The following is a 23,281-nucleotide window of genomic DNA, read 5'->3' on the forward strand; positions in this document are numbered from 1 at the left end:
CTCAGTTCAAAATCGAAACCAAACTGCTAATACCTCTAATGTCTAATTAATAATATGTGTTAATTTATTGATATAGGTAAGACTAAAATTTTTTGTAATAATTGGTTATATTGTCTGTTCTTTTAACATGATATCATACTATTCAAATAACAATTTATTCTATTAAGGTATATTCATGCCACTAATTCCTGCGCTTGAGTTGATCTCACTCAAAAAAATCTATAAAAATGGTGTAGTAGCTTTAAAAGGCATCGATTTGACTGTCGAGGCGGGCGATTTTTATGCTTTGTTAGGACCAAATGGTGCTGGAAAATCAACAACTATCGGTATTATTAGTTCATTAGTGACTAAATCCTCAGGACAAGTTAAAATTTTTGGACATGACTTAGATACTGATGTTGTAAATGCAAAAAGACAATTAGGATTAGTGCCGCAAGAATTTAATTTTAATCAATTTGAAGAAGTGCTACAAATAGTTACTAATCAAGGTGGTTATTATGGCTTGCATCGTAAGCTTGCATTAGAACGTGCTGAAAAGTATTTGCGAGTTTTAGATTTATGGGATAAACGTCACAGCCGAGCTAGTATGTTATCAGGTGGTATGAAAAGGCGATTAATGATAGCTAGAGCCCTTGTTCACGAGCCGAAATTATTGATTCTTGATGAACCAACTGCCGGTGTTGATATTGAATTACGCCGTTCTATGTGGGATTTTCTACGTGAAATAAATCGTCAAGGTATCACAATTATTTTAACCACCCATTATTTAGAAGAAGCCGAAATGTTGTGTCGAAATATCGGTATTATTCAAAGCGGTCAATTGATAGCAAATTCATCAATGCGTGAGCTTTTGGCAAAAAGTCAATCTGAAACTATTGTTATTGATTATATTCCAATACCTAAACGGATTGAATTAAAGGATTATAATTATTCTGATGTTGAACAAGGTATGTTAGAAGTAAAAGTAGATAAACAACATGGATTAAATCAGTTATTTGAGCAACTAAATCAACAAAATATTAAAGTGATCAGCGTACGAAATAAAGCAAATCGGTTAGAAGAGTTATTTGTTGATTTGTTGCATAATGAGAACAAACAAAAGGAAAGTATTAATGAATAATTTATACTGGATTGCTTTAAAAAGTATTTGGCGTAAAGAAGTAACACGATTTTTAAGAATTTGGATCCAAACTCTAATCCCCCCCGTTATTACGATGTCACTTTATTTTATTATTTTTGGTAACTTAATTGGTTCTCGTGTTGGTGATATGGGAGGTTTTAGCTATATGGCTTTCATTGTGCCAGGTTTAATAATGATGTCTGTTATCACTAGTTCTTATACTAATGTCTGTTCATCCTTTTTTAGTGCTAAGTTTCAACGTAATATTGAAGAATTATTAGTGGCGCCTGTTCCAACTCACATTCTTATTTTAGGATATGTGGGGGGAGGGGTGATGCGTGGTATTTTAACTGGTATTTTAGTTACTATTGTATCGTTATTTTTTGTTCGTTATGAAGTGCATTCTTGGTTGTTTATTATATGCATATTATTACTGACCTCGATTCTGTTTTCATTGGCTGGTTTACTAAATGCAGTCTTTGCCAAGACATTTGATGATATAAGTCTTATTCCAACGTTTGTGTTAACACCATTAACTTATCTCGGTGGTGTTTTTTATTCAATTTCTATGTTACCAATATTTTGGCAATGGCTATCAAAAATTAATCCAATCGTTTATATGATTAACGGTTTTCGTTATGGCTTTTTGGGGGTGACAGATGTACCGTTATGGATCACTTTTTTGATGCTAATTTTGTTTGTGACCCTACTTTATGTTATTGCATGGCGACTTATTGAAAATGGGCGAGGATTGAGAAGTTAATAAAGTAGATCATTAGTAGTTATCCGCCGATATTGTATCGGCGGAGTATAAAGGTTATTGTGCACCAGTAATGGCTTCTTTTGCCATTTCAGTAATTTTAGCAAAATCACCTTTTGCAATTGCATCTGTTGGAATAAACCAAGTTCCACCCACGCATAGTACATTATCTAGAGCCAAATAATCACGGTAGTTTTTAGGATTTACACCGCCAGTAGGGCAAAACTTCATGTATCCACAAGGGCCAGAAAATGCTTTTAATGCTGCAACACCACCGTTGATTTCAGCTGGGAAGAATTTTAATGCTGTTAGGCCATATTCTTGCGCTGTTAATAGTTCTGAAATAGTTGCAATACCAGGAATAACAGGGATAGGACCTTCAACTGCAGCTTTTAAAATAGTATCAGTAATTCCCGGTGTAATAACAAACTCAACTCCTGCTTCAGTAACCTGTTTTAGTTGTTCAACACTAGTAACTGTTCCTGCTCCTACAACTGCTTCAGGAACTTCTTTAATGATTTTCTTTATTGCATCAATCGCACAAGCCGTTCTTAGTGTCACTTCCAGTACTTTTACTCCACCAGCAATTAGAGCTTTGGCAAGAGGTACAGCATCTTCAATTCTTTCAATGACAATAACCGGAACAACAGGCCCCATGGTTAAAATTTCTTCAGCGCTTTTTTTCCAATTTTTCATTTATTTCCACTTATACCTTATTTATAATTAAATATAACAATAATCCCTAATAAATAGGGATTACTTTGTTACTCATAAATGCCTAGTTTTTTTTCTAAATAATGAATATTCGTGCCACCTTTTTGGAAACCTTCATCATTCATAATTTCAATATGGAGATCAATATTGGTTTTGATACCGTCAATAACTAGTTCAGCTAATGCATTTCTCATACGAGCAATGGCAACTTTACGGGTTTCACCATAAGAAATCAATTTACCAATCATTGAATCATAGTAAGGAGGAACAGTGTAACCAGCATAAATATGTGATTCCCAACGAATTCCAAGACCACCTGGAGCGTGGAAACGCGTAATTTTCCCTGGTGATGGCATAAAGTTTTTTGGATCTTCGGCATTAATTCTACATTCAATAGCATGACCTTTGATTTCAATATCACTTTGTTTGATCGAGAGAGGTTTTCCTGCAGCAATTAAAATTTGTTCTTTTATTAGATCGACGCCGGTTATCATTTCGGTAACCGGATGTTCTACTTGAATACGAGTATTCATCTCAATGAAATAAAATTCACCATTTTCAAATAAGAATTCAAATGTTCCTGCACCACGGTAGCCAATCTCAATACATGCATTAACGCAACGTTCGCCAATAAATTTACGCATTTTGGGAGTAATACCGACAGCCGGCGCTTCTTCAACAACTTTTTGATGACGTCTTTGCATTGAACAATCCCGTTCGCCTAAGTAAACGGCATTACCTTGTCCATCAGAGAGAACCTGAATTTCAATATGACGAGGGTTTTCAAGGAATTTTTCCATGTAAACCATATCGTTACTAAAAGCTGTTTTTGCTTCTAGCTTGGTCATTTTGATTGATTGTTCAAGATCTTTTTCTTCACGAACAATTCGCATACCACGACCACCACCTCCTCCTGAAGCTTTGATGATAACAGGATACCCAATCTGTTTTGCTATTTGTTTATTGGTTTCGATATCATTACTTAAAGGACCATCAGAACCAGGTACACAAGGAACCCCAGCTTTTTTCATGGCATGAATTGCAGATACTTTATCTCCCATTAGACGAATCGTATCCGGTTTTGGGCCAACAAAAATAAAGCCAGAACGTTCAACTTGTTCGGCAAAGTCTGCATTTTCAGATAAAAATCCGTATCCAGGATGAATTGCTGCTGTTCCTGTTACTTCAGCAGCAGAAATTAATGCAGGAATATTGAGGTAACTTTTAGAGGAAGCTGCTGGACCAATGCAAACAGTTTCATCTGCAAGAAGTACATGTTTTAAATCTTTATCTGCCGAAGAATGAACTGCGACAGTTTTAATTCCAAGTTCTTTGCATGCTCTCAAGATACGCAGAGCAATTTCTCCACGATTAGCAATAAGAATTTTATCAAGCATATCCAATCTCTTAATTTATAAATAAGTTTATATTATTCAATAATGAATAGTGGCTGATCAAATTCAACTGGTTGGCCATTTTCAACTAAAATAGCTTTAATTGTACCGGCTTTTTCTGATTCAATTTGGTTCATCATTTTCATAGCTTCAACAATACAAAGCACATCACCAATATTTACAGTTTGTCCTACCTCGACAAAAGCTTTCGATTCAGGGCTTGGTGTGCGGTAAAACGTTCCCACCATAGGTGATTTTATGGTTATGCCTGTAGAAACAAGATTATCTGAATTTGTGACAGCTTCTTCAGTTTGTGCGCTTGATGCCATAACGATCGGAGAAGATTGAGGGATTTGAATATTTTGTATTGGTGCTGAATAGTTTGTTGTAGGTACAGAGCGACTAATTCGAACTGATTCTTCACCTTCAGAAATTTCAATTTCTGAAATACCTGATTCTTCAACTAGTTCAATTAATTTTTTAATTTTGCGTATATCCATGAATTACACCGTGTTTATTTGATATAAGTAACAATTATTTAATGCATCCTTAATATCTTGAAAGCAATCTTTTAACGAGATAATTAAGGCAGTAACTCAACATTAACAAGAAAGCATACACTGTAAAACTGATTTTGTCATTATATATCTCATTTACAAACACTTGTTATACTATTTTCTAGGTATTATTTTATAATTGCGATACAATAGTAAACCTAAATTACTATTAAGGTTGGCCATGGTTTAAAAGGATTAAATAGTGTCTCATTTAATTCCACTAATAAAGTTGAAAATATATATTTTTTGATTCCATGGTTTGTTTTTAAAAACTAAAATATACTTAAGCAAGATTAATTCTAGGAAGAGTTTTTATTATGTTCAAAAAAGTTCGCGGCTTGTTTTCAAATGATTTATCGATCGATTTAGGTACAGCAAATACACTTATTTATGTAAAAGGACAAGGTATTGTATTAAACGAACCTTCAGTTGTAGCGATTCGCCAAGATCATCGTACAGGAACACCTAAAAGTGTTGCTGCTGTTGGGCATGCTGCGAAACAAATGTTAGGGAGAACGCCTGGTAATATTGCAGCTATTAGACCAATGAAAGATGGTGTTATTGCTGATTTTTCAGTCACTGAAAAAATGTTACAGTACTTTATCCGCCAAGTTCATAGTCATAGCTTTTTAAGACCAAGTCCACGAGTACTTGTTTGTGTCCCTGTTGGCGCTACACAAGTGGAACGTCGTGCAATTCGTGAGTCTGCATTAGGCGCAGGGGCTCGTGAGGTGTATTTAATTGAAGAACCAATGGCAGCAGCTATCGGTGCAGATTTACCTGTGTCTGCACCAACAGGTTCAATGGTAGTTGACATCGGTGGTGGAACGACTGAAGTTGCTGTTATTTCATTAAATGGTGTTGTTTATTCTGCATCAGCACGTATTGGTGGTGACAGATTTGATGAGGCTATTATTAATTATGTTCGTCGCAATTATGGTGCATTAATCGGTGAGGCAACTGCCGAAAAAATAAAACATTTTATTGGTAGTGCTTATCCGGGTGATGAAGTACTTGAAATTGAAGTTCGTGGTCGTAATCTTGCCGAAGGCGTTCCCCGTAGCTTCACTTTAAACTCTAACGAAATCTTAGAGGCGTTACAAGAACCTTTAAGTGGTATTGTGAGTGCAGTTAAAGTTGCATTAGAACAATGTCCTCCTGAACTTGCTTCTGATATCTCAGAGCATGGCATGGTTTTAACTGGGGGGGGAGCTTTATTACGTAATATTGATAAGTTATTGTCAGCAGAAACAGGTATTCATGTTGTTGTTGCCGAGGATCCACTAACATGTGTTGCAAGAGGTGGTGGTAAAGCTCTAGATATGGTTGATATGCATGGTGGTGATTTATTTAGTGAAGAGTAATTGCTACTTCATTATAAATTAGTTTTATATGCATGAAACGATTAGTAAAAATATTTCATATTTTCTGCCGACATAGTCGGTGGAGTCATATCTTGAAATAATTGGATCTTGAGCATAAAACAGGTAAGTACTGGACAATGAAATTACTTTTTTCTAAACGTTCGCCTCTCAGTGTACAACTATTTACTTTTTTGGCGTTAGCTTTGATGCTGATTACATTAGATATCAATTATCGTCCATTTAGAGAAATTCGTTATTATTTAGATACTATCATTTCGCCTATTTATTATATTTCGAATGCGCCAAAGTCTTCGCTTGATTCTCTTTATGAGATGTCAAAGACACGAGAAACTTTAATTAATGAAAATGCAAAATTGCATACAGAATTATTACAACAAAAAAATGATTTATTATTACTGGAGCATTTAAAACACGAAAACACTAGGCTTCGCCAATTACTGGGTTCCCCATTAAAACCTGATGAACATAAAATGGCTGCACAGGTGTTGCTGGTAGATACTGATCCCTATGTTTACCAATTTGTTGTAAATAAAGGTACACAAGATGGCGTTTATGTTGGCCAACCTGTAGTTGATGAAAAAGGTATAATAGGACAAATCTATGAAACAGCACAATCAACGAGTCGTGCAATTTTAGTGTGTGATTATCAACATGCAATTCCGGTACAAGTTCTTAGAAATGATATTGGTATGATTGCAGTGGGTAATGGATGTGGTAATGATTTGACATTGGAGTTTTTGCCTAATAACGTTGATATAAAAGTAGGTGATGTTTTAGTTACTTCAGGACTTGATGGGCGTTTTCCTGAAGGATATCCAGTAGCAATAGTAAGTTCAGTAAAGCTTGATATTAACGATTCAACTCCTATTATTTCAGCTACCCCGACAGCAGATTTGAAACGTTTACGTTATTTATTGTTATTGTGGGGAAATCAAGGAGTGAAAAATGAGAGCTCGTAATAAAATACTAATTATTTGGATAACACTATTAATTGGTTTATGTTTACAAATTATCCCTTGGTCATCACCATACAATATGTTTAAACCTCATTTGCTGATGCTCTTTTTCGCTTATTGGTTTATTGCTCTTCCCCACCGAGTTGGGATTGGCACAGCTTTTGTGTTTGGAATTATTGTGGATCTTTGCTCTGGTTCAATCCTTGGTATTCATGCCTTTATTTATTCATTTATTGCTTATTTGCTTGTTTTTCGGTTTCAGTTGATACGCAATTTGGCACTATGGCAACAGTCGTTTATTATTTTTGGTATTTCAATATGCTATAGTTTGTTAGTATTTTTATTTCAAGTTAGTATTTATCATACTATAACAATATCACCATTGATTTTATTATCAAGCTTTGTCGATGGGTTGCTATGGATTTTTGTCTATCTATTTTTGCGATTAATAAGAAGAAATTTTTCTATTAATTAAAGGGAATTTTATGTCTGTTGAATTATTAATGAATATAACGCCATCAGAAACTCGTGTTGCTTATATTGAAGACGGTGTGTTGCAAGAAATTCATGTTGATCGCGAATCTAAACGTGGTATTGTTGGAAATATCTATAAGGGTAAAGTAATCCGTATTTTACCTGGAATGCAGGCTGCATTTGTAGATATTGGTCTTGATAAAGCTGCTTTTTTGCATGCTTCAGATATTATGCCACATACGGAGTGTGTATCTGATACGGAACAAGAACAATTTCAAGTCAAAGATATCTCTGAACTAGTTCGCCAAGGACAGGATTTAATGGTGCAAGTGGTTAAAGATCCTCTTGGAACCAAAGGCGCTAGGCTTACAACTGATATTACTTTGCCATCGCGTTATTTAGTGTTAATGCCTGGGCCAAATTCTGCGCATGTAGCAACTTCGCAACGAATAGAAAGTGAACAAGAGCGAGAAAGATTAAAAGGTATTGTTGAGCAATATGTAACTCCTGAAGGTGGTTTTATTGTCAGAACTGCAGCAGAAGGTGCTAATGCACATGAGTTAGAACAGGATGCCAATTTTTTAAAACGCCTTTGGGCTAAAATTCAAGAGCGTATGGCTCGCCCAGTAAGTAAAAATCTAGTTTATGGTGAATTGGCATTATCACAACGTGTATTACGAGATTTTGTTGGCGATCCCATAGAGAGGATCTTAGTTGATTCAAAATTAACCTATGATTTATTGGTCGATTTTACTCAAGAATTTATGCCAGAAGTGACCAGTAAATTATCACATTATCGTGGTAGTATACCGATTTTTGATCTTTATGATACTGAAAATGAGATTCAAAGAGCGCTAGATCGTAAAGTTAAATTAAAGTCAGGCGGATATTTAATTATTGATCAAACTGAGGCAATGACAACAATTGATATCAATACTGGTGCATTTGTGGGACATCGAAATTTAGAAGAAACAATTTTTAATACCAATATTGAAGCGACCATTGCTATTGCTCGTCAGTTACGATTACGCAATTTAGGTGGTATTATTATTATCGACTTTATTGATATGCAAGAGGATCTGCATCGTGAGAGAGTATTAAAATCACTCCAAGATTCCTTATCTAAAGATAGGGCGAGAACTACTGTTAATTTATTTTCGACTTTAGGTTTAGTTGAAATGACACGTAAACGAACACGTGAAAGCATAGGACATATTCTATGTGAGGAATGTCCAGCATGTAAAGGTCGTGGTATGGTTAAATCAGTCGAAACTGTTTGTAATGAAATTTTACGTGAGATAGTTCGTGTTTATAAGGCTCACCACTCGGAGTATTTTTTGGTTTATGCATCTGCTTCTGTGGCTAATGCTTTAACTAATGATGAGTCTCATGCCTTAGCTGAAGTTGAGGTGTTTGTGGGTAAACGTGTTGAAGTAAAAGTTGAACCACTCTATATTCAAGAACAATACGATGTTGTATTAATGTAGAAACAATATTTTATAAAATATCTTTTATCTACAATTAGAATTTAAGGAATTTATGATACTAGCTCAAGTGAGTGAACGACTACTCAATTCAAACAATCTAAGCCAACAAGATCTTTTACATTTTCTTGATATGTTGAGTTCAAGGAAAATTGATTTTGGTGATTTGTATTTTTTATCTGGTTATTATGAAAATTGGTTACTCGAAGATGGTATTATAAAAAATGCCTCATTTCACCGAGACCAAGGTGTTGGGGTTAGAGCTGTTGTCGGTGAAAAAACGGGGTTTGCTTATACTGATCAACTTTCATTAGTGAGGTTAGAGCAAAGTATATTAGCAGCAAATTCAATAACAAAAACACAAATCCCTATCAAAGTAACTTCATTTAAATCAGTTCAAATGGCACCAATATACCCATCAATAAATCCGATCAATTTGTTTTCTCAAGAACAAAAAATTGCTTTATTGTGGCAAGTTGATCAATTAGCTCGATCCATCGATCCTAGAGTTGTTGAAGTTTCAGCTAGTTTAACGGGAAGTTATGAAGATATTTTAATAGTAGCAACGGACGGTACTTTATGTGCTGATATTCGTCCTTTGGTTCGTCTATCCATTTCAGTTTTAGTTGAAAAAGATGGTAAACGTGAACGTGGCAGTAATGGTGGTGGTGGCCGATTTGGGTATGAATATTTCTCAACAATCAACCCGAAAACATCAGAGAGTTATGCTGATAGTTACGTACGAGAAGCCGTGCGACAAGCACTTATTTCTCTTTCAGCTAAAGACGCACCAGCAGGAACAATGCCCGTTGTTTTAGGTTCTGGTTGGCCTGGTGTATTGTTACATGAAGCTGTAGGACATGGCTTAGAAGGCGATTTTAACCGTAAAAATAGTTCAGTTTTTTCAGGTAAAGTTGGTGAAAAAGTCACTTCAGAAGTTTGTACTATTGTTGATGATGGCACAATTAAAAATCGTCGAGGATCACTATCTATTGATGACGAAGGTACACCAAGCCAAAAAACAGTGCTTATTGAAAATGGTATTTTAAAAAGCTATATGTTTGATAAACTCAATGCAAAATTGATGAATACGTATTCAACGGGTAATGGTCGCCGCGAAGGATATGCTTGCTTACCTATGCCTAGAATGACTAATACCTATATGTTGGCGGGAAGCTCTTCCTTTGATGATATTATTAGTAGTGTTGATTATGGTCTTTATGCTCCTAATTTTTCAGGAGGACAAGTAGATATCACTTCCGGTAAGTTTGTGTTTTCAACTTCAGAGGCTTACTTGATTAAAAAAGGTAAAATAACAACACCAATTAAAGGTGCGACGTTAATCGGTTCTGGCATTGAAACGATGCAGCAAATATCTATGGTAGGTAATGATCTAGTATTAGACCCTGGTGTAGGTGTGTGTGGTAAAGCAGGACAGAGTGTGCCTGTTGGAGTTGGGCAACCTACTTTAAAGGTAGATAGTTTAACTGTTGGTGGTACCATTAACCACTAATAACAATAACATTAATGGGATATTTAAACTAGATGGAAACAATAATTACACTTTATCATGCTTTTGTTAGCATGGATATTGCAACTCTTTCAAATCCTAATGTCTTATGGGTATTATATGGCATGTTGTTTACTATTATTCTTTTAGAAAATGGGGTTTTACCAGCAGCTTTTTTACCTGGAGACAGTCTGTTATTTTTAACAGGGGTATTAATTAGCCAAAATGTTTTTCATTTTGGTTTAATCAATTTTATTTTAATCGCTGGTGCAGCTTTAGGTACTTGGCTAGGTTATGCTCAAGGGTTGTGGCTTGGTAATACTAAGCTTGTTCAAGGTTGGATGGCGCATATACCTGAAAAATATCATCATAAATCTGAAGTATTATTCCATAAGTACGGATTACAAGCGCTATTTATTGGGCGATTCATTGCTTTCGTACGTACGTTATTACCAATGATGGCGGGATTATCTGGATTACATAGTCGAAAATTCCATATCTATAATTTGATCAGCGCAACATTATGGATTTTTTTGATTGTAACATTAGGTTATTTGTTTGGATTATCACCAATTTTTAAAGAATATGAAAAGCAAATTATGTCTCTACTAATGTTAATACCTGTCTTTTTATTGGTGTTAGGATTGATATTTTCAGTTTTCCTTGCTGTTAAACGTTCATTAAGCAATAAAAAACAATCTAAATCTACATCAAATAATAAAAAGAAGTAGAAAGTGAAATTAACCGATAAGCCGGGTTCTGTCGTGGACAATCATTCCTCTAGGCTAATACTCACGCATCAGCTCAAGCAGTCTACCCGGATTCAACGCGGGCCACGCCAATGAATCCCTATTTGACCTTGCTCCGAGTGGAGTTTACCATGCCACAACTGTTACCAATTGTGCGGTGTGCTCTTACCACACCCTTTCACCCTTACCTGATCTTATAAATAAGCCATCGGCGGTTTACTCTCTGTTGCACTAGTCGTGAATTTTAGTTCTCACCAAAACTCCCCAGGCGTTACCTGGCACTCTGCCCTATGGAGCCCGGACTTTCCTCCCCCTTATTTGTCACTTTTAATAAAGCACAGCAATAAAGCAGCGATTGTCTGGTTAATTTCGTCGATAAGTATATAACCTAAAGTGCAATTTTGTCTATAATTATGTGTTTACTAAGAAATAGAAGTGAATAAAAATGAAATAGTAAATGGATAGTACATCATTAAGATGTACTATAAAAAGGGCTTTAATTTAATCACCATTTTTTTTGCTTTTGATTTTCGTCATAATTAAACCAGGTTACTACGCCTTTAGATATGATAATATCGAGTTTTCCTTCAAAAATATTATATTGTGTTTCACCAATTAACATATGACTGGTTGAACTTTTTTTTGTATACTGATATGTCCATTGAGTTTCGTTACTATTAATAACTGTTTTATTTGTAGGTTCGCCAAATATAGATAAAATTTGGGATTCTGTTGATGACCCTTCAACAATTTTACTTACTTTTTCGTTACTAAGAGGCGTGCCTTTTTCAATAAAATTTTTTTGTGTGCACGCCGATAATGTGGTTATAAAACATATTAAAATAAGAAAATTTTTTATATTTTTCATTATATGATTGCCTGTTGCATTATAGGTTATTGAAATGAGAATTGATAATAACATATGTTTGATAACGTTTAATATGATGGCGGCGAAAAAGGAACTGGAAAAATTATTACATCAATGTTATTCCTTAATTTTTTATTTTACAATATTGTATAATTTATATTAGCTATTAAATTTTACTTCTATTTCATTTTTTAATTTTTCTTAGTTATAAGAATCTATGCTATGTTTTTGTATTATTATATAAAATTATCAAATTATTTAACCTAAGATGCGAAGATAAGATATTTTTATAATATCATTCAAAATTTTATACTGTTTTTAATAAACAAAAAAAAGATAATTAGTGTTATTATATAAGCTACGATATACTTTAATTTTAGTAAATTTAGTTGCTATGGGATAGTCAATGGAAGCTCAGTTTAAATTAACAAATAGTAAAGAAATTATTGCTTATTTAGCTCAACAATACCCGAATTGCTTTACCGTTGAAGGTGAGGCTAAACCATTAAAAATTGGAATTTTTCAAGATGTCATCTCTCGTCTGGATAATAGTGAAGTACTTAGTAAAACTAAACTTCGTGCTGCATTGCGTGCATACACAATGAGTTGGCGCTATTTACATAGTATAAAAGAAGGGTATAGTCGTGTTGATTTAGATGGCAATCCTCATGAAATTATCAATCAAGAACAAATGGAGCATGCTCAACAACAATTAAAAGAGAGTAAAGAAAAGGCTAAAATACGGTTTAAAGAACGTGCAAAAGAAAGCCGTAAAATTACTACTCTAAAAATTGGTGATTTTGTTAAAGTTATTGTAGGTAATAAACCTATAAAAGTGCAAATCATTAATATTGAAAAAGAGCATATTAAAGTAAAGGTTGGTGTGGGGATGGAGTTAACGGTTAAACCTGAACATATTATCAATAAGTAGAGAATTTGAATGAATAAATTACTGAAAGGTATTACACTTGGTCTTATTTTGGGTATTATTAGTCAAAATATTCAGGCAAAATCGAATACTAAAGAACAAATTCCCGTTTTGAAGCAAGATGAAATCCACCAAGTTGTAGCCAAACGTGTGACTAATTTTTTTACTCAATCACATTATCGTAATTTTGCTCTAGATGGTGCTTTTTCTGCTCAAATTTTTGATCGTTATTTCAAATTATTAGATGGAAATAAATCCATATTTATTCAAAGTGATGTTGATAGTTTTCGAGATCGACAAGAGTCATTAGGTCAGGAATTAGTTAATGGTAATTTAAATACGGCTTATGACATCTATAATCGTTTTTTACTAAAACGTTATAATCGTTATCAATATGCTCTTGACGTTTTACAGCGACCTATGGATTTTTCTACGAATGATGAAGTTGATTTCAATCGTGAAGAAATTGCATGGCCGACTTCTGAAACGGAACTCAATGCCTATTGGGATAAACGAGTTAAATATGATGAGCTAAGTTTATCATTATCAGGAAAAGATGAAAAACAGATCCGTGAAGTATTAACTAAACGTTACAATCGTGTTCTAAAAACGATAATACAATCAAACAATGAAGATGCTTTTCAAGTATTTATGAATGCATTCGCAAGAGAGATTGATCCTCACACTAGTTATTTAGCACCGCGCAAAAAACGAGATTTTGATTCTGAAATGAGTTTATCATTTGAAGGGATTGGTGCGACATTAAGTCAGCAAGATGATTATACTACAATTATGTCTTTTGTAACGGGAGGACCGGCCGAAAAAAGTAAGCTACTTAGCATCGGAGACAAAATTATTGGTGTAGGACAAAAAGAGTCGGCAATTGAAGATGTTATTGGTTGGCGTTTAGATGATATTGTCGATAAAATACGTGGTCCTAAAGGCACTGTTGTGAAATTAGAAATTTTGCCTGCGGGTAATGATAGTAAGGCGAAAGTAATTGAACTTACTCGTGATAAAATTCATTTTGAAGATCGTGAAGCGAAATTAAAAATTTTTGATAATCAACGTGGTAGAGTAGGCGTTGTTGAAATACCAAGCTTCTATATGGGACTAACCGAAAAAGTTGAAACTCTTTTACAGAAAGCAAATAAAGAAAATTTGCAAGGTTTAGTTATTGATTTACGAGATAATGGTGGTGGTTCCTTAGCCGAGGTTATTGCTTTAACTGGTTTATTTATTGATAGTGGACCTGTTGTTCAGGTTCGTGATAATTTACAAAAGGTTATTACATATAACGACCGAAATAAAGGTATTGAATATACTGGACCTCTCGTTGTTATGATTAATCGTTACAGCGCTTCAGCATCAGAAATATTTTCTGCTGCTATGCAAGATTATGGTCGTGCACTAATTGTTGGTGAGACGACTTATGGTAAAGGAACTGTACAAACATCTCGTAATATTTCTTATCCAGTTGATGCAAGATTACACCCAAATTGGCCTGAACTAGGTGGTGCTCAGTACACTATACAGAAATTTTATCGTATCAACGGCGGTAGTACACAATTAAAAGGAGTTGAACCCGACATTGAAATGAATAAAGTGAAATATGTTGATGAGACAGGTGAACGATTCTTAGACAATGCATTGCCTTGGGACAAGATTCCTTCAGCTGACTATTTAACTCTTGCTAACATTAAGCCATTACTTCCTGATTTAGAATCACAACATTTGGCTAGAATTTCAAAAAATTCTGAATTTATCTATATTGATGAAGATATTAAAAGGTTTAATGATAAAAAAGGGCGTCAATATATTATTTCTCTTAATAAGAAAAAACGAGAATTAGAACAGAAAACTAATGACGAACGTGATTTAATAAGAATGAATGAACGTTTAAAGAAAGCTGGTTTACCATCAATTACTAAATTGGATGATTTACCTAAAGATTACAAACAACCTGATGCTTACTTAGATGAATCAATTGAGATACTCCTAGATTTTGCTCCTAGTTACCCGAAAATTGAAAGCAATAAACCTATTAGCAAAATTATTTCGTTCGATTCGCCAATCCAAAAAGCTAATTAATAATAAATAATTGGAGATAATAACATGTGTTCGAATTTAAAATATGCATTGCTCACAACCGTTGGTATACTAGCTATTTTAGCCATATTTGGTATTATTGTTTGTATGCATTAAAAAAGCTTGATTAATTACCTTGTGATTATTATAGTATGCAGCCTGCTTAACAAAGCAGGCTCTAATAATTAGGTGAGGTGTCCGAGTGGTTGAAGGAGCACGCCTGGAAAGTGTGTATACGGCAACGTATCAAGGGTTCGAATCCCTTCCTCACCGCCATATTTGGTTGTTGAAAGATAGAGCTATCAAGTTTATATCACTATAAGACTAACTAACTAGATTACTTTAATAGTTTACAATTTTTAGAGTCATTATCAATGATCAACAATACCTCCCTCTCCTTAATCGTTTGGAGCCATTATGGAAAACTTACGCACAGTTCAAGACTTTATACGCTGGACTGCATCGCAACTTAGTCTATCAAATGTCTTTTTAGGCCATGGTACAGATAATCCTATTGATGAAGCTAAACAATTAATTTTAGCTACGTTAGGATTATCGTTGTTTATTCCTGAAGAATTTTACTCTGCAAATTTAACTAATGATGAAAAAAATCAACTTGTTGATATTATACAGAAACGGGTTAATGATCGTGTACCAACACCTTATTTAACTAATCAAGCTTGGTTTTGTGGACATGCTTTTTATGTTGATGAGCGTGTATTAATTCCCCGTTCGCCTATCGGTGAGCTAATTGATAACCATTTTGAGCAGATAATATTAACAGAGCCTAAAAATATTTTAGATCTATGTACTGGTAGTGGTTGTATAGGTATTGCTTGTGCTTATGAGTTTGCTGATGCTCAAGTTGACATAACTGATATTTCACTAGAAGCATTAGATATAGCCCAAACAAATATTGAGATGCACGAAATGGATTTTCAGGTTACTCCTATATTGTCAAATTTATTTGATGATGTACCTGAAAAACAATATGATCTTATTGTCTCTAATCCACCTTATGTTGATAGTGAAGATATGAGTGATTTACCAGATGAGTTTTTATATGAACCTAAATTAGCATTAGAGGCGGGCTTTGATGGTTTAGATCTTGTAAAAAAAATTTTACGAGATGCGATAGATTATTTAACACCAGCAGGTATATTAGTTTGTGAAGTCGGTAATAGTTGGGTTAGCTTACAACAACAATATCCTGATGTTCCTTTTAATTGGATAGAATTTGAACGTGGTGGATTGGGCGTATTTTCTATCACACGTGAAGAACTGATTCAATATCATTACTGTTTTAATTAAGCTGTTTTTAATAATTGGAATAAATTTATTATGGCTGGAAACTCAATCGGAAAATTATTCAAAGTAACTACATTTGGTGAATCGCACGGTATAGCATTAGGGTGTGTAGTCGATGGGGTTCCACCAGGGCTTGGGTTAACAGAATCAGATATGCAATACGATCTAGATCGCCGTCGGCCTGGTTCATCTCGTTATACCACTCAACGCCGAGAAGCAGATCAAGTTAAAATTTTATCTGGCGTATTTGAAGGTGTTACAACGGGAACGAGCATTGGTTTACTTATTGAAAATACTGATCAGCGTTCTCAAGATTATAGTAAAATTAAAGATATCTTTAGACCAAGCCATGCTGATTATACTTATCAAAATAAATATGGCATACGAGATTATCGCGGTGGTGGTCGATCTTCTGCTCGTGAAACAGCTATGCGGGTAGCTGCAGGTGCTATTGCTAAAAAATATTTACAAGAAAAGCTAGGCATTACTATTCGTGGTTATTTAGCTCAGATGGGGGATGTAAAGTGTGAGTTGAAAGACTGGCAACAGGTTGAACGCAATCCATTTTTCTGTGCTGATGAGAGCAAACTAGATGAACTTGAACAGTTGCTTCGTACACTAAAAAAAGAGGGTGACTCAATTGGAGCAAAAGTTTGTATTATTGCTGAAAATATTCCTGTAGGACTTGGCGACCCCGTATTTGATAAACTTGATGCTGAACTTGCGCATGCATTAATGAGCATTAATGCCGTAAAAGGCGTTGAAATTGGTGATGGTTTTGGTGTTGTAAATAAACGTGGTAGTGAAAATCGTGATGAAATAACGCCTAAGGGTTTTTTATCTAATCATGCCGGCGGTATTTTAGGTGGTATTAGTTCAGGACAAACCATATTAGCCAGTATTGCTTTAAAGCCAACACCAAGCATAGAAATCCCAGGTCAATCGATTAACGTTTTGGGTGAAAGCGTTGAAGTATCTACACATGGACGACATGACCCATGTGTTGGTATTCGAGCAGTACCTATTGCAGAGGCAATGGTTGCTATTGTACTGATGGATCAATACCTTCGTTATCGAGCTCAATGTAGTGATGTAAATAAACTATGAGTTATGATCTGCTTATATTACTTTTTCTAATTGCGTCTTTAGCCGGCTTTATTGACTCTATTGCTGGTGGAGGTGGTTTGTTGACTGTACCTGCATTACTTGCTGTTGGTCTACCTCCAGCTAGCGCGTTAGCAACCAATAAATTACAAAGTTGTGGTGGTTCGTTTTCTGCTAGTTTATATTTTATTCGTCAACAGATGGTGAATTTGAAACAACAAAAATGGGCAATTGTTTTTGCTTTTGTTGGCTCTGCAATTGGCACATTGTCCGTGATGCATATCCAAACTGAGTTTTTAAAATTATTATTACCGATTTTAACTATCAGTGTGGGATTATATTTTTTGCTTTCTCCCACAATCGGCGAAAACGACCGTAAAAGCCGTCTTTCACTTATTCAATTTGCACTAATTCCTGCTTTTGGTGTTGGTTTTTATGATGGCTTTTTTGGCCCTGGTGCAGGTTCATTTTATGCGTTAGCTTATATTATGTTAGCTGGCTTTAATTTAACTAAAGCGACTGCGCATACCAAAGTGTTAAACTTCACCTCAAATTTAGCTGGTTTACTATTTTTCATTATGGGTGGGGAAGTGATATGGTCAATTGGATTGGTTATGTTAGTTGGTCAATTTATGGGGGCAAGACTTGGAGCAAAAATGGTTATAGCCAAAGGTCGTAAATTAATCCGACCAATGTTAATTACAGTTTCGACTCTTATGAGTATAAAATTAATTTACGAAAACTTTTTTTAATTACTTATAAGCTAAATAGTTCATGTTTTGCGCTATCTAGAATATCTAAGGTAATTTTATTATCAATTCTACTTTTTCTCACTTTTACCTTTCATAATTCATTTGCATCAAAAAAATTTTTCAAAAAGTTTTTAAGAAAGCATATGCTTGAGTATAAAATAGAAACAAGTATTTACTTCACTTAAATATTATTTAGTATATATTTGTGTTATGTAAGGTAGTTTGTGTTAACACATCAACCAATATTATGAAACTTCAACAATTACGCTATATTTTAGAAATTGCACGCTCTGGTTCAATTAATGAAGCAGCTAAGAATTTATATATTACTCAACCTAGTTTATCAACGGCGGTGAAAGATTTAGAAACAGAATTTGGTATTGAGATTTTTGTGCGTAGTTCTAAAGGGGTCTCACTTTCGACTGATGGTGTTGAGTTTTTAGGTTATGCCAAACAAGTTTTAGATCAGGCTGAGCTATTGGAACAACATTACTCCAAAAAAGAACCTTCTAAACAGTTATGCAGTATATCTACTCAACATTACGCTTTTGCGGTTAATGCTTTTGTAAATTTAATCAAAAAAAATCAAACTGATGAGTATGAGTTTACGCTCAGAGAAACAAAAACACATGATATTATCATTGATGTTGCGAATTTACGTAGTGAAGTTGGTATTTTATATTTGAATGACTTTAATCAGAAGGTGATCTTACGGTTATTGAAAGAACATCGACTAACCTTTAATCCTCTTTTTGAAGCGGATCCTCATGTATTTATTAGTACACATCATCCATTAGCTTCGATGAAGTTATTAACTTTAGATGATTTAGAAGATTATCCTTATCTCTCTTTTGAACAGGGTGAATATAACTCATTTTATTTTTCCGAAGAAATTTTAAGTACGGTTTATCATAGAAAGAGTATACACGTCAGTGATAGAGCAACTTTATTTAACCTATTGCATGGACTTAATGGTTATACCATTAGCACAGGGGTTTTAAGTGCTGACTTAAACGGATCTGATATTTTATCAATACCGCTAGATGTAGAAGAAAAAATCCTAATTGGCTGGATCACATCACAAAAGGCTCAACTAAGCTTATCAGCTCACAATTATATTGAGGCGCTAAAAAAACTAATTCAAGAAGAGTATGGTTTCGAGCTTAAGTAAATACTGCTGCTAACTAAATAAATCAAATTGCTATTTTTATAAATTTCAGTATAATTACGTAACTCATATATTCACTATATGGATACCGAGGAATGTCTGAATTAGAGATCGGTCATTCCATTTTTTATATTTATTTTAAGAGGTTTATTATGTCTCTAACTGTAGAAACTAAAGCGAAAATCGTTGCCGAATATGGTCGTGGCACTAATGACACTGGTTCAACAGAGGTTCAAGTTGCTCTTTTAACTGCACGTATTAATGATTTACAAGGTCATTTTTCTGAGCATAAAAAAGATCATCACAGCCGTCGTGGTCTATTACGTATGGTGTCTAGCCGTCGTAAATTATTAGATTATTTACGTCGTAAAGATATTGAACGTTATAACCAATTGATTAAAAAACTAGGTTTACGTCGCTAATTGACAATCTACTTGAAAAGAGGCTTAGGCCTCTTTTTCGTTGTGAAAAATCGGTGCTCTGATATAATATTGAGCGTTAAAAATTATTATTTTATGTAAGCCAACAAAGTAAAGATTATATCTCATGTTTCGCGCGACTAATGAGAGCTCTATAATTTATAGATTTGTCATTAGTCGTGACAGTGAAATAATCTTTTTGTTGTATATATCCCCACATGGTTGAAGAGAGTATCAATAAGCGTAGCGTAATGCTGCGTCCTGTCGAAATATCAAACTTCAACATAACAAATAACAAGAGGACATTATTTTGTTTAATCCGACATGTCAAAAATTTCAATATGGTCGTCATACCGTGACTTTAGAAACTGGTATTATGGCTCGTCAAGCAACAGCCGCTGTTATGGTTAATATGGACGATACTGCTGTGTTTGTCACGGTCGTTGCTAATAAAAAAGTAAAAGAAGGTCAAGACTTCTTCCCATTAACGGTTAACTACCAAGAACGTACCTATGCTGCAGGTCGTATTCCTGGAGGTTTTTTTAAGCGTGAGGGGCGCCCAAGCGAAGGCGAAACTTTAATAGCACGTCTAATTGATCGTCCTCTTCGTCCATTGTTCCCAGAAGGATTTGTTAATGAAATCCAAATTATTGCAACTGTTGTTTCTGTTAATCCTGAAGTTAGCCCTGACTTAGTCGCAATGATTGGTGCTTCTGCTGCACTTTGTTTATCGGGTGTGCCATTCCATGGGCCTATCGGTGCTGCACGTGTTGGTTTTATTAATGATGAATTTGTACTAAATCCATCAGTTAAAGAGCTAGCAACGAGCCGTTTAGATTTAGTCGTTGCTGGAACTAAAAGTGCAGTATTAATGGTGGAATCTGAAGCTGATTTACTTACTGAAGATCAAATGTTGGCCGCAGTAGTATTTGGTCATGAACAACAACAAGTTGTTATTGATAACATCAATGAATTTGTAGAAAAAGCTAATTGTGAAAAATGGGATTGGGTAGCACCAGCTAAAAACGAAACATTATACAATGCTATTGTAGAACTAGCTAAAGATCGACTAGGTGAAGCTTATCGCATTACTGAAAAACAAGCTCGCTATGCTCAAATTGATTTAATCAAAGAAGATGTATTAACCGTATTAAAAGAACAAAACGAAGAGCTTGATGAAAACGAAATTATTAATATTATCGTTGATTTAGAAAGCCAAATCGTTCGTCAGCGTGTTATTGCCGGTGAACCACGAATTGATGGTCGTGAAAAAGATATGATTCGAGCACTTGATATTCGCACTAATGTTTTACCAAGAACACATGGTAGTGCATTGTTTACGCGAGGTGAAACTCAAGCACTAGTTACAGCGACATTAGGTACAGAACGAGACGCACAAATCATCGATGAGTTAACAGGTGAATACACTGAGCGTTTTTTACTTCATTACAACTTTCCTCCATATTCTGTTGGCGAAACAGGTATGGTTGGTTCACCAAAACGTCGTGAAATTGGTCATGGTCGCTTAGCTAAACGTGGTGTTGCAGCAGTAATGCCTAGCCGTGAAGAGTTCCCATATACAGTTCGAGTAGTATCTGAAATTACCGAGTCAAATGGTTCATCTTCAATGGCTTCTGTATGCGGTGCTTCACTTGCGCTTATGGATGCCGGTGTGCCAATTAAATCATCGGTTGCAGGTATTGCAATGGGACTGGTAAAAGAAGGTGATCAGTTTGTAGTACTATCTGATATTCTTGGTGACGAAGATCACCTCGGTGATATGGACTTTAAAGTGGCCGGTACGCGTGAAGGTGTTAGTGCATTACAAATGGATATCAAAATTGAAGGTATCACTAAAGAAATTATGCAAGTAGCACTTAACCAAGCAAAAGGGGCACGTTTACACATTTTAGGTGTAATGGAACAAGCAATTAATAAGCCTCGCCAAGAGATTTCAGAATTTGCACCACGTATTTATACAATGAATGTAAATCCTGACAAAATTCGCGATATTATAGGTAAAGGTGGCGCAACAATTCGGGCTTTAACCGAAGAAACAGGGACAACCATTGAAATTACTGATGATGGTACCGTTAAGATTGCAGCCTCGGATGGTAATAAAGCTAAAGATGCTATGGCACGTATTACTAACTTAGTTGCTGACGTCGAAATTGGTAAAATTTATACAGGTAAAGTAACAAGAATCGTTGATTTTGGTGCTTTTGTATCGGTTATTGGTGGTAAAGAAGGACTTGTTCATGTGTCTCAAATTGCGGATCATCGAGTTGAGAAAGTGGCTGATTATCTAAAAGTAGGCCAAGAAGTGAATGTTAAAGTACTCGAAATTGACCGCCAAGGTAGAATTCGTTTGAGTATGAAAGATGCTGTTGAGTCAACATCGGCATTAGAAACAGAACCAAACGCAGAATAAAAATATTATTCACTAGGGGATAAAAATGAAATTATTCAACCTGAGAACTGTATGCTGCTTTTTGCTAACTGTTGCTCTGTTGTCAGGTTGTTCTAATTCTCAGTATTTATTGGCTGTTCCTGAGCAAGTTTCATATGATGATGAGTTGAAAATTGCTCAGCTCAGCCAGCAATTATCACAAAAAGATCTTGATACTGTAACGCGGATGCAGCTCATATTTGAACGTGGTATTGTTTATGATTCATTGGGGTTTAAAGCTTTTGCACAAAGTGATTTTTCGTATTTGTTAGGTTTTAACCCTGAAATTCCTGATATTTATAATTTTCTTGGTACTTATGCGTTAAGAGATGGTAACTTTGACGAAGCTTTAACGTCGTTTAATACTGCATTAGAGCTTGATCCATCTTATGCTTATGCTTACTTAAATCGTGCCATTACGTTATATCGTACAGGGCATTATCAAGCAGCAAAGCGTGATGCATTACAGTTTTATCAATATGATGTGAATGAACCCATCAGAATTTTATGGCTTTATCTGATTGAAAAGGAAACTAATGATAAAGTTGCCCAAAATGAGCTACAAAAACGTTATGATCTGATTAATGATAAAACGATTTATAGTGGCAATATTATTGCATTCTATTTAGGCAAAATAAGTGAGTCTAAATTAATGCTGAACCTTCAACAAGGTGTCGAGAATAATCGTCAATTAGCTGAACGCCTTTGTGAAGCCTACTTTTACTTAGGTAAATATTATCAAAGTAAAGGTGATAACGAACGTGCCAAAATGTTATTTAAATATGCTTTAGCCAATAATATTTATAACTATGTTGAACATCAACAGGCACTCTATGAAATAAAGTTACTTGAAGAAAAAGAAAAGTAACATGGGTCATGCCAGTTTTAAAAGTGAAAATATTGTTATAGCGGAGTTCTGATTTGCCAAATAATATATTCTCAACATTGAATAATGTAATTAACTTTAAGTTTATTTATTATGTATATTGAATACTTGTTGAGTTGATATTGGCAGTTAGTTATTGGGGTGAGTTGTAAATTTTCAATTTAGTGAGCTGGCATAAATTTATATCTGCTTTTTTATTTGGTTTAAC

At 34.7% G+C, this 23,281-nt stretch carries 22 protein-coding genes, 1 tRNA gene and 1 other RNA gene; 19 read left to right on the top strand and 5 right to left on the bottom strand.

The features are described from left to right. Nucleotides 1–175: 175 nt before the first annotated feature. Together GQ596_RS03855 and GQ596_RS03860 are read left to right on the top strand one after the other, a co-directional pair. The gene (locus GQ596_RS03855; protein ID WP_160400369.1) at nt 176–1,120 is read left to right on the top strand and encodes an ABC transporter ATP-binding protein; all 945 of its coding nucleotides are present in this window, start codon (nt 176–178) and stop codon (nt 1,118–1,120) included. Further along, nucleotides 1,113–1,883 carry an ABC transporter permease gene (locus tag GQ596_RS03860; protein WP_160400370.1) on the top strand — a complete coding sequence of 257 codons (771 nt, stop codon included), beginning with the start codon at nt 1,113–1,115 and terminating at the stop codon, nt 1,881–1,883. The genes GQ596_RS03855 and GQ596_RS03860 overlap by 8 nt, the downstream gene beginning before the upstream one ends. 54 nt (nt 1,884–1,937) lie before the next feature. Here GQ596_RS03860 and GQ596_RS03865 read toward each other — a convergent pair whose 3' ends face one another. The 3 genes from GQ596_RS03865 to accB all read right to left on the bottom strand — a co-directional run bounded on the left by GQ596_RS03865 (nt 1,938) and on the right by accB (nt 4,488). Then, the gene (locus GQ596_RS03865; RefSeq protein WP_160400371.1) at nt 1,938–2,576 is read right to left on the bottom strand and encodes a bifunctional 4-hydroxy-2-oxoglutarate aldolase/2-dehydro-3-deoxy-phosphogluconate aldolase; all 639 of its coding nucleotides are present in this window, start codon (nt 2,574–2,576) and stop codon (nt 1,938–1,940) included. A gap of 68 nt (nt 2,577–2,644) precedes the next feature. Then, nucleotides 2,645–3,991, bottom strand: a complete 1,347-nt coding sequence (accC, locus tag GQ596_RS03870; protein ID WP_160400372.1) for an acetyl-CoA carboxylase biotin carboxylase subunit — start codon at nt 3,989–3,991, stop codon at nt 2,645–2,647. Between the two features lie 32 nt (nt 3,992–4,023). Next, nucleotides 4,024–4,488 carry an acetyl-CoA carboxylase biotin carboxyl carrier protein gene (accB, locus tag GQ596_RS03875; protein ID WP_160400373.1) on the bottom strand — a complete coding sequence of 155 codons (465 nt, stop codon included), beginning with the start codon at nt 4,486–4,488 and terminating at the stop codon, nt 4,024–4,026. 374 nt (nt 4,489–4,862) lie between these two features. On the opposite strand from accB, the gene GQ596_RS03880 reads away from it, so the two are divergent. From GQ596_RS03880 to GQ596_RS03905, 6 genes are all read left to right on the top strand, one after another. Next, the gene (locus GQ596_RS03880; protein ID WP_160400374.1) at nt 4,863–5,909 is read left to right on the top strand and encodes a rod shape-determining protein; all 1,047 of its coding nucleotides are present in this window, start codon (nt 4,863–4,865) and stop codon (nt 5,907–5,909) included. A gap of 101 nt (nt 5,910–6,010) precedes the next feature. Beyond that, nucleotides 6,011–6,889 carry a rod shape-determining protein MreC gene (gene mreC, locus GQ596_RS03885; RefSeq protein WP_160400375.1) on the top strand — a complete coding sequence of 293 codons (879 nt, stop codon included), beginning with the start codon at nt 6,011–6,013 and terminating at the stop codon, nt 6,887–6,889. After that, entirely contained in the window at nt 6,876–7,361 is a 486-nt protein-coding gene (gene mreD / locus GQ596_RS03890) for a rod shape-determining protein MreD (protein ID WP_160400376.1), read from the top strand. The genes mreC and mreD overlap by 14 nt, the downstream gene beginning before the upstream one ends. 10 nt (nt 7,362–7,371) lie before the next feature. Continuing rightward, complete coding sequence (gene rng / locus GQ596_RS03895; RefSeq protein WP_160400377.1) at nt 7,372–8,847, top strand: ribonuclease G; 1,476 nt, start codon at nt 7,372–7,374, stop codon at nt 8,845–8,847. 52 nt (nt 8,848–8,899) lie between these two features. Further along, entirely contained in the window at nt 8,900–10,357 is a 1,458-nt protein-coding gene (gene tldD / locus GQ596_RS03900; protein ID WP_160400378.1) for a metalloprotease TldD, read from the top strand. A 32-nt stretch (nt 10,358–10,389) separates the two neighbouring features. Further along, on the top strand, nt 10,390–11,085 hold the full coding sequence (locus tag GQ596_RS03905) for a DedA family protein (protein ID WP_160400379.1): 696 nt from the start codon (nt 10,390–10,392) through the stop codon (nt 11,083–11,085). Between the two features lies 1 nt (nt 11,086). On the opposite strand, the gene rnpB is transcribed toward GQ596_RS03905, so the two are convergent. After that, an RNA gene (gene rnpB, locus GQ596_RS03910) (RNase P RNA component class A) lies at nt 11,087–11,474 on the bottom strand. 134 nt (nt 11,475–11,608) lie between these two features. Continuing rightward, nucleotides 11,609–11,971 (bottom strand): outer membrane protein assembly factor BamE, encoded by a 363-nt coding sequence (bamE, locus tag GQ596_RS03915; protein ID WP_160400380.1) that lies wholly within the window; start codon nt 11,969–11,971, stop codon nt 11,609–11,611. Between the two features lie 406 nt (nt 11,972–12,377). Here bamE and proQ point away from each other — a divergent pair, with 406 nt between their 5' ends. The 11 genes from proQ (at nt 12,378) to nlpI (ending at nt 23,055) form a co-directional block, all read left to right on the top strand. Beyond that, nucleotides 12,378–12,902: an RNA chaperone ProQ gene (gene proQ / locus GQ596_RS03920; RefSeq protein ID WP_160400381.1), complete on the top strand. Its 525-nt coding sequence runs from the start codon at nt 12,378–12,380 to the stop codon at nt 12,900–12,902. 9 nt (nt 12,903–12,911) lie between these two features. Continuing rightward, nucleotides 12,912–14,990, top strand: a complete 2,079-nt coding sequence (prc, locus tag GQ596_RS03925) for a carboxy terminal-processing peptidase (protein ID WP_160400382.1) — start codon at nt 12,912–12,914, stop codon at nt 14,988–14,990. Nucleotides 14,991–15,014: 24 nt separating this feature from the next. After that, nucleotides 15,015–15,104 carry a YnhF family membrane protein gene (locus GQ596_RS03930; protein WP_160400383.1) on the top strand — a complete coding sequence of 30 codons (90 nt, stop codon included), beginning with the start codon at nt 15,015–15,017 and terminating at the stop codon, nt 15,102–15,104. A gap of 71 nt (nt 15,105–15,175) precedes the next feature. Further along, a tRNA-Ser gene (locus tag GQ596_RS03935) sits at nt 15,176–15,263 on the top strand. Nucleotides 15,264–15,404: 141 nt separating this feature from the next. Next, nucleotides 15,405–16,298, top strand: coding sequence for a 50S ribosomal protein L3 N(5)-glutamine methyltransferase (gene prmB, locus GQ596_RS03940; RefSeq protein ID WP_160400384.1), 894 nt, complete (start codon nt 15,405–15,407; stop codon nt 16,296–16,298). Nucleotides 16,299–16,328: 30 nt separating this feature from the next. Beyond that, nucleotides 16,329–17,402, top strand: a complete 1,074-nt coding sequence (gene aroC / locus GQ596_RS03945; RefSeq protein WP_160400385.1) for a chorismate synthase — start codon at nt 16,329–16,331, stop codon at nt 17,400–17,402. Next, nucleotides 17,399–18,151 carry a TSUP family transporter gene (locus GQ596_RS03950; RefSeq protein ID WP_160400386.1) on the top strand — a complete coding sequence of 251 codons (753 nt, stop codon included), beginning with the start codon at nt 17,399–17,401 and terminating at the stop codon, nt 18,149–18,151. The genes aroC and GQ596_RS03950 overlap by 4 nt, the downstream gene beginning before the upstream one ends. 247 nt (nt 18,152–18,398) lie before the next feature. Further along, nucleotides 18,399–19,322, top strand: a complete 924-nt coding sequence (locus GQ596_RS03955; RefSeq protein ID WP_160400387.1) for a LysR family transcriptional regulator — start codon at nt 18,399–18,401, stop codon at nt 19,320–19,322. 149 nt (nt 19,323–19,471) lie between these two features. After that, nucleotides 19,472–19,741: a 30S ribosomal protein S15 gene (gene rpsO, locus GQ596_RS03960; protein WP_085164450.1), complete on the top strand. Its 270-nt coding sequence runs from the start codon at nt 19,472–19,474 to the stop codon at nt 19,739–19,741. A gap of 307 nt (nt 19,742–20,048) precedes the next feature. Next, entirely contained in the window at nt 20,049–22,169 is a 2,121-nt protein-coding gene (pnp, locus tag GQ596_RS03965; protein WP_160400388.1) for a polyribonucleotide nucleotidyltransferase, read from the top strand. A gap of 25 nt (nt 22,170–22,194) precedes the next feature. Then, nucleotides 22,195–23,055: a lipoprotein NlpI gene (gene nlpI, locus GQ596_RS03970; RefSeq protein ID WP_160400389.1), complete on the top strand. Its 861-nt coding sequence runs from the start codon at nt 22,195–22,197 to the stop codon at nt 23,053–23,055. Nucleotides 23,056–23,281 lie beyond the last annotated feature (226 nt).

The sequence above is a fragment of the Gilliamella sp. Pra-s60 genome (genome assembly GCF_009795755.1).
Lineage (GTDB): Bacteria > Pseudomonadota > Gammaproteobacteria > Enterobacterales > Orbaceae > Gilliamella.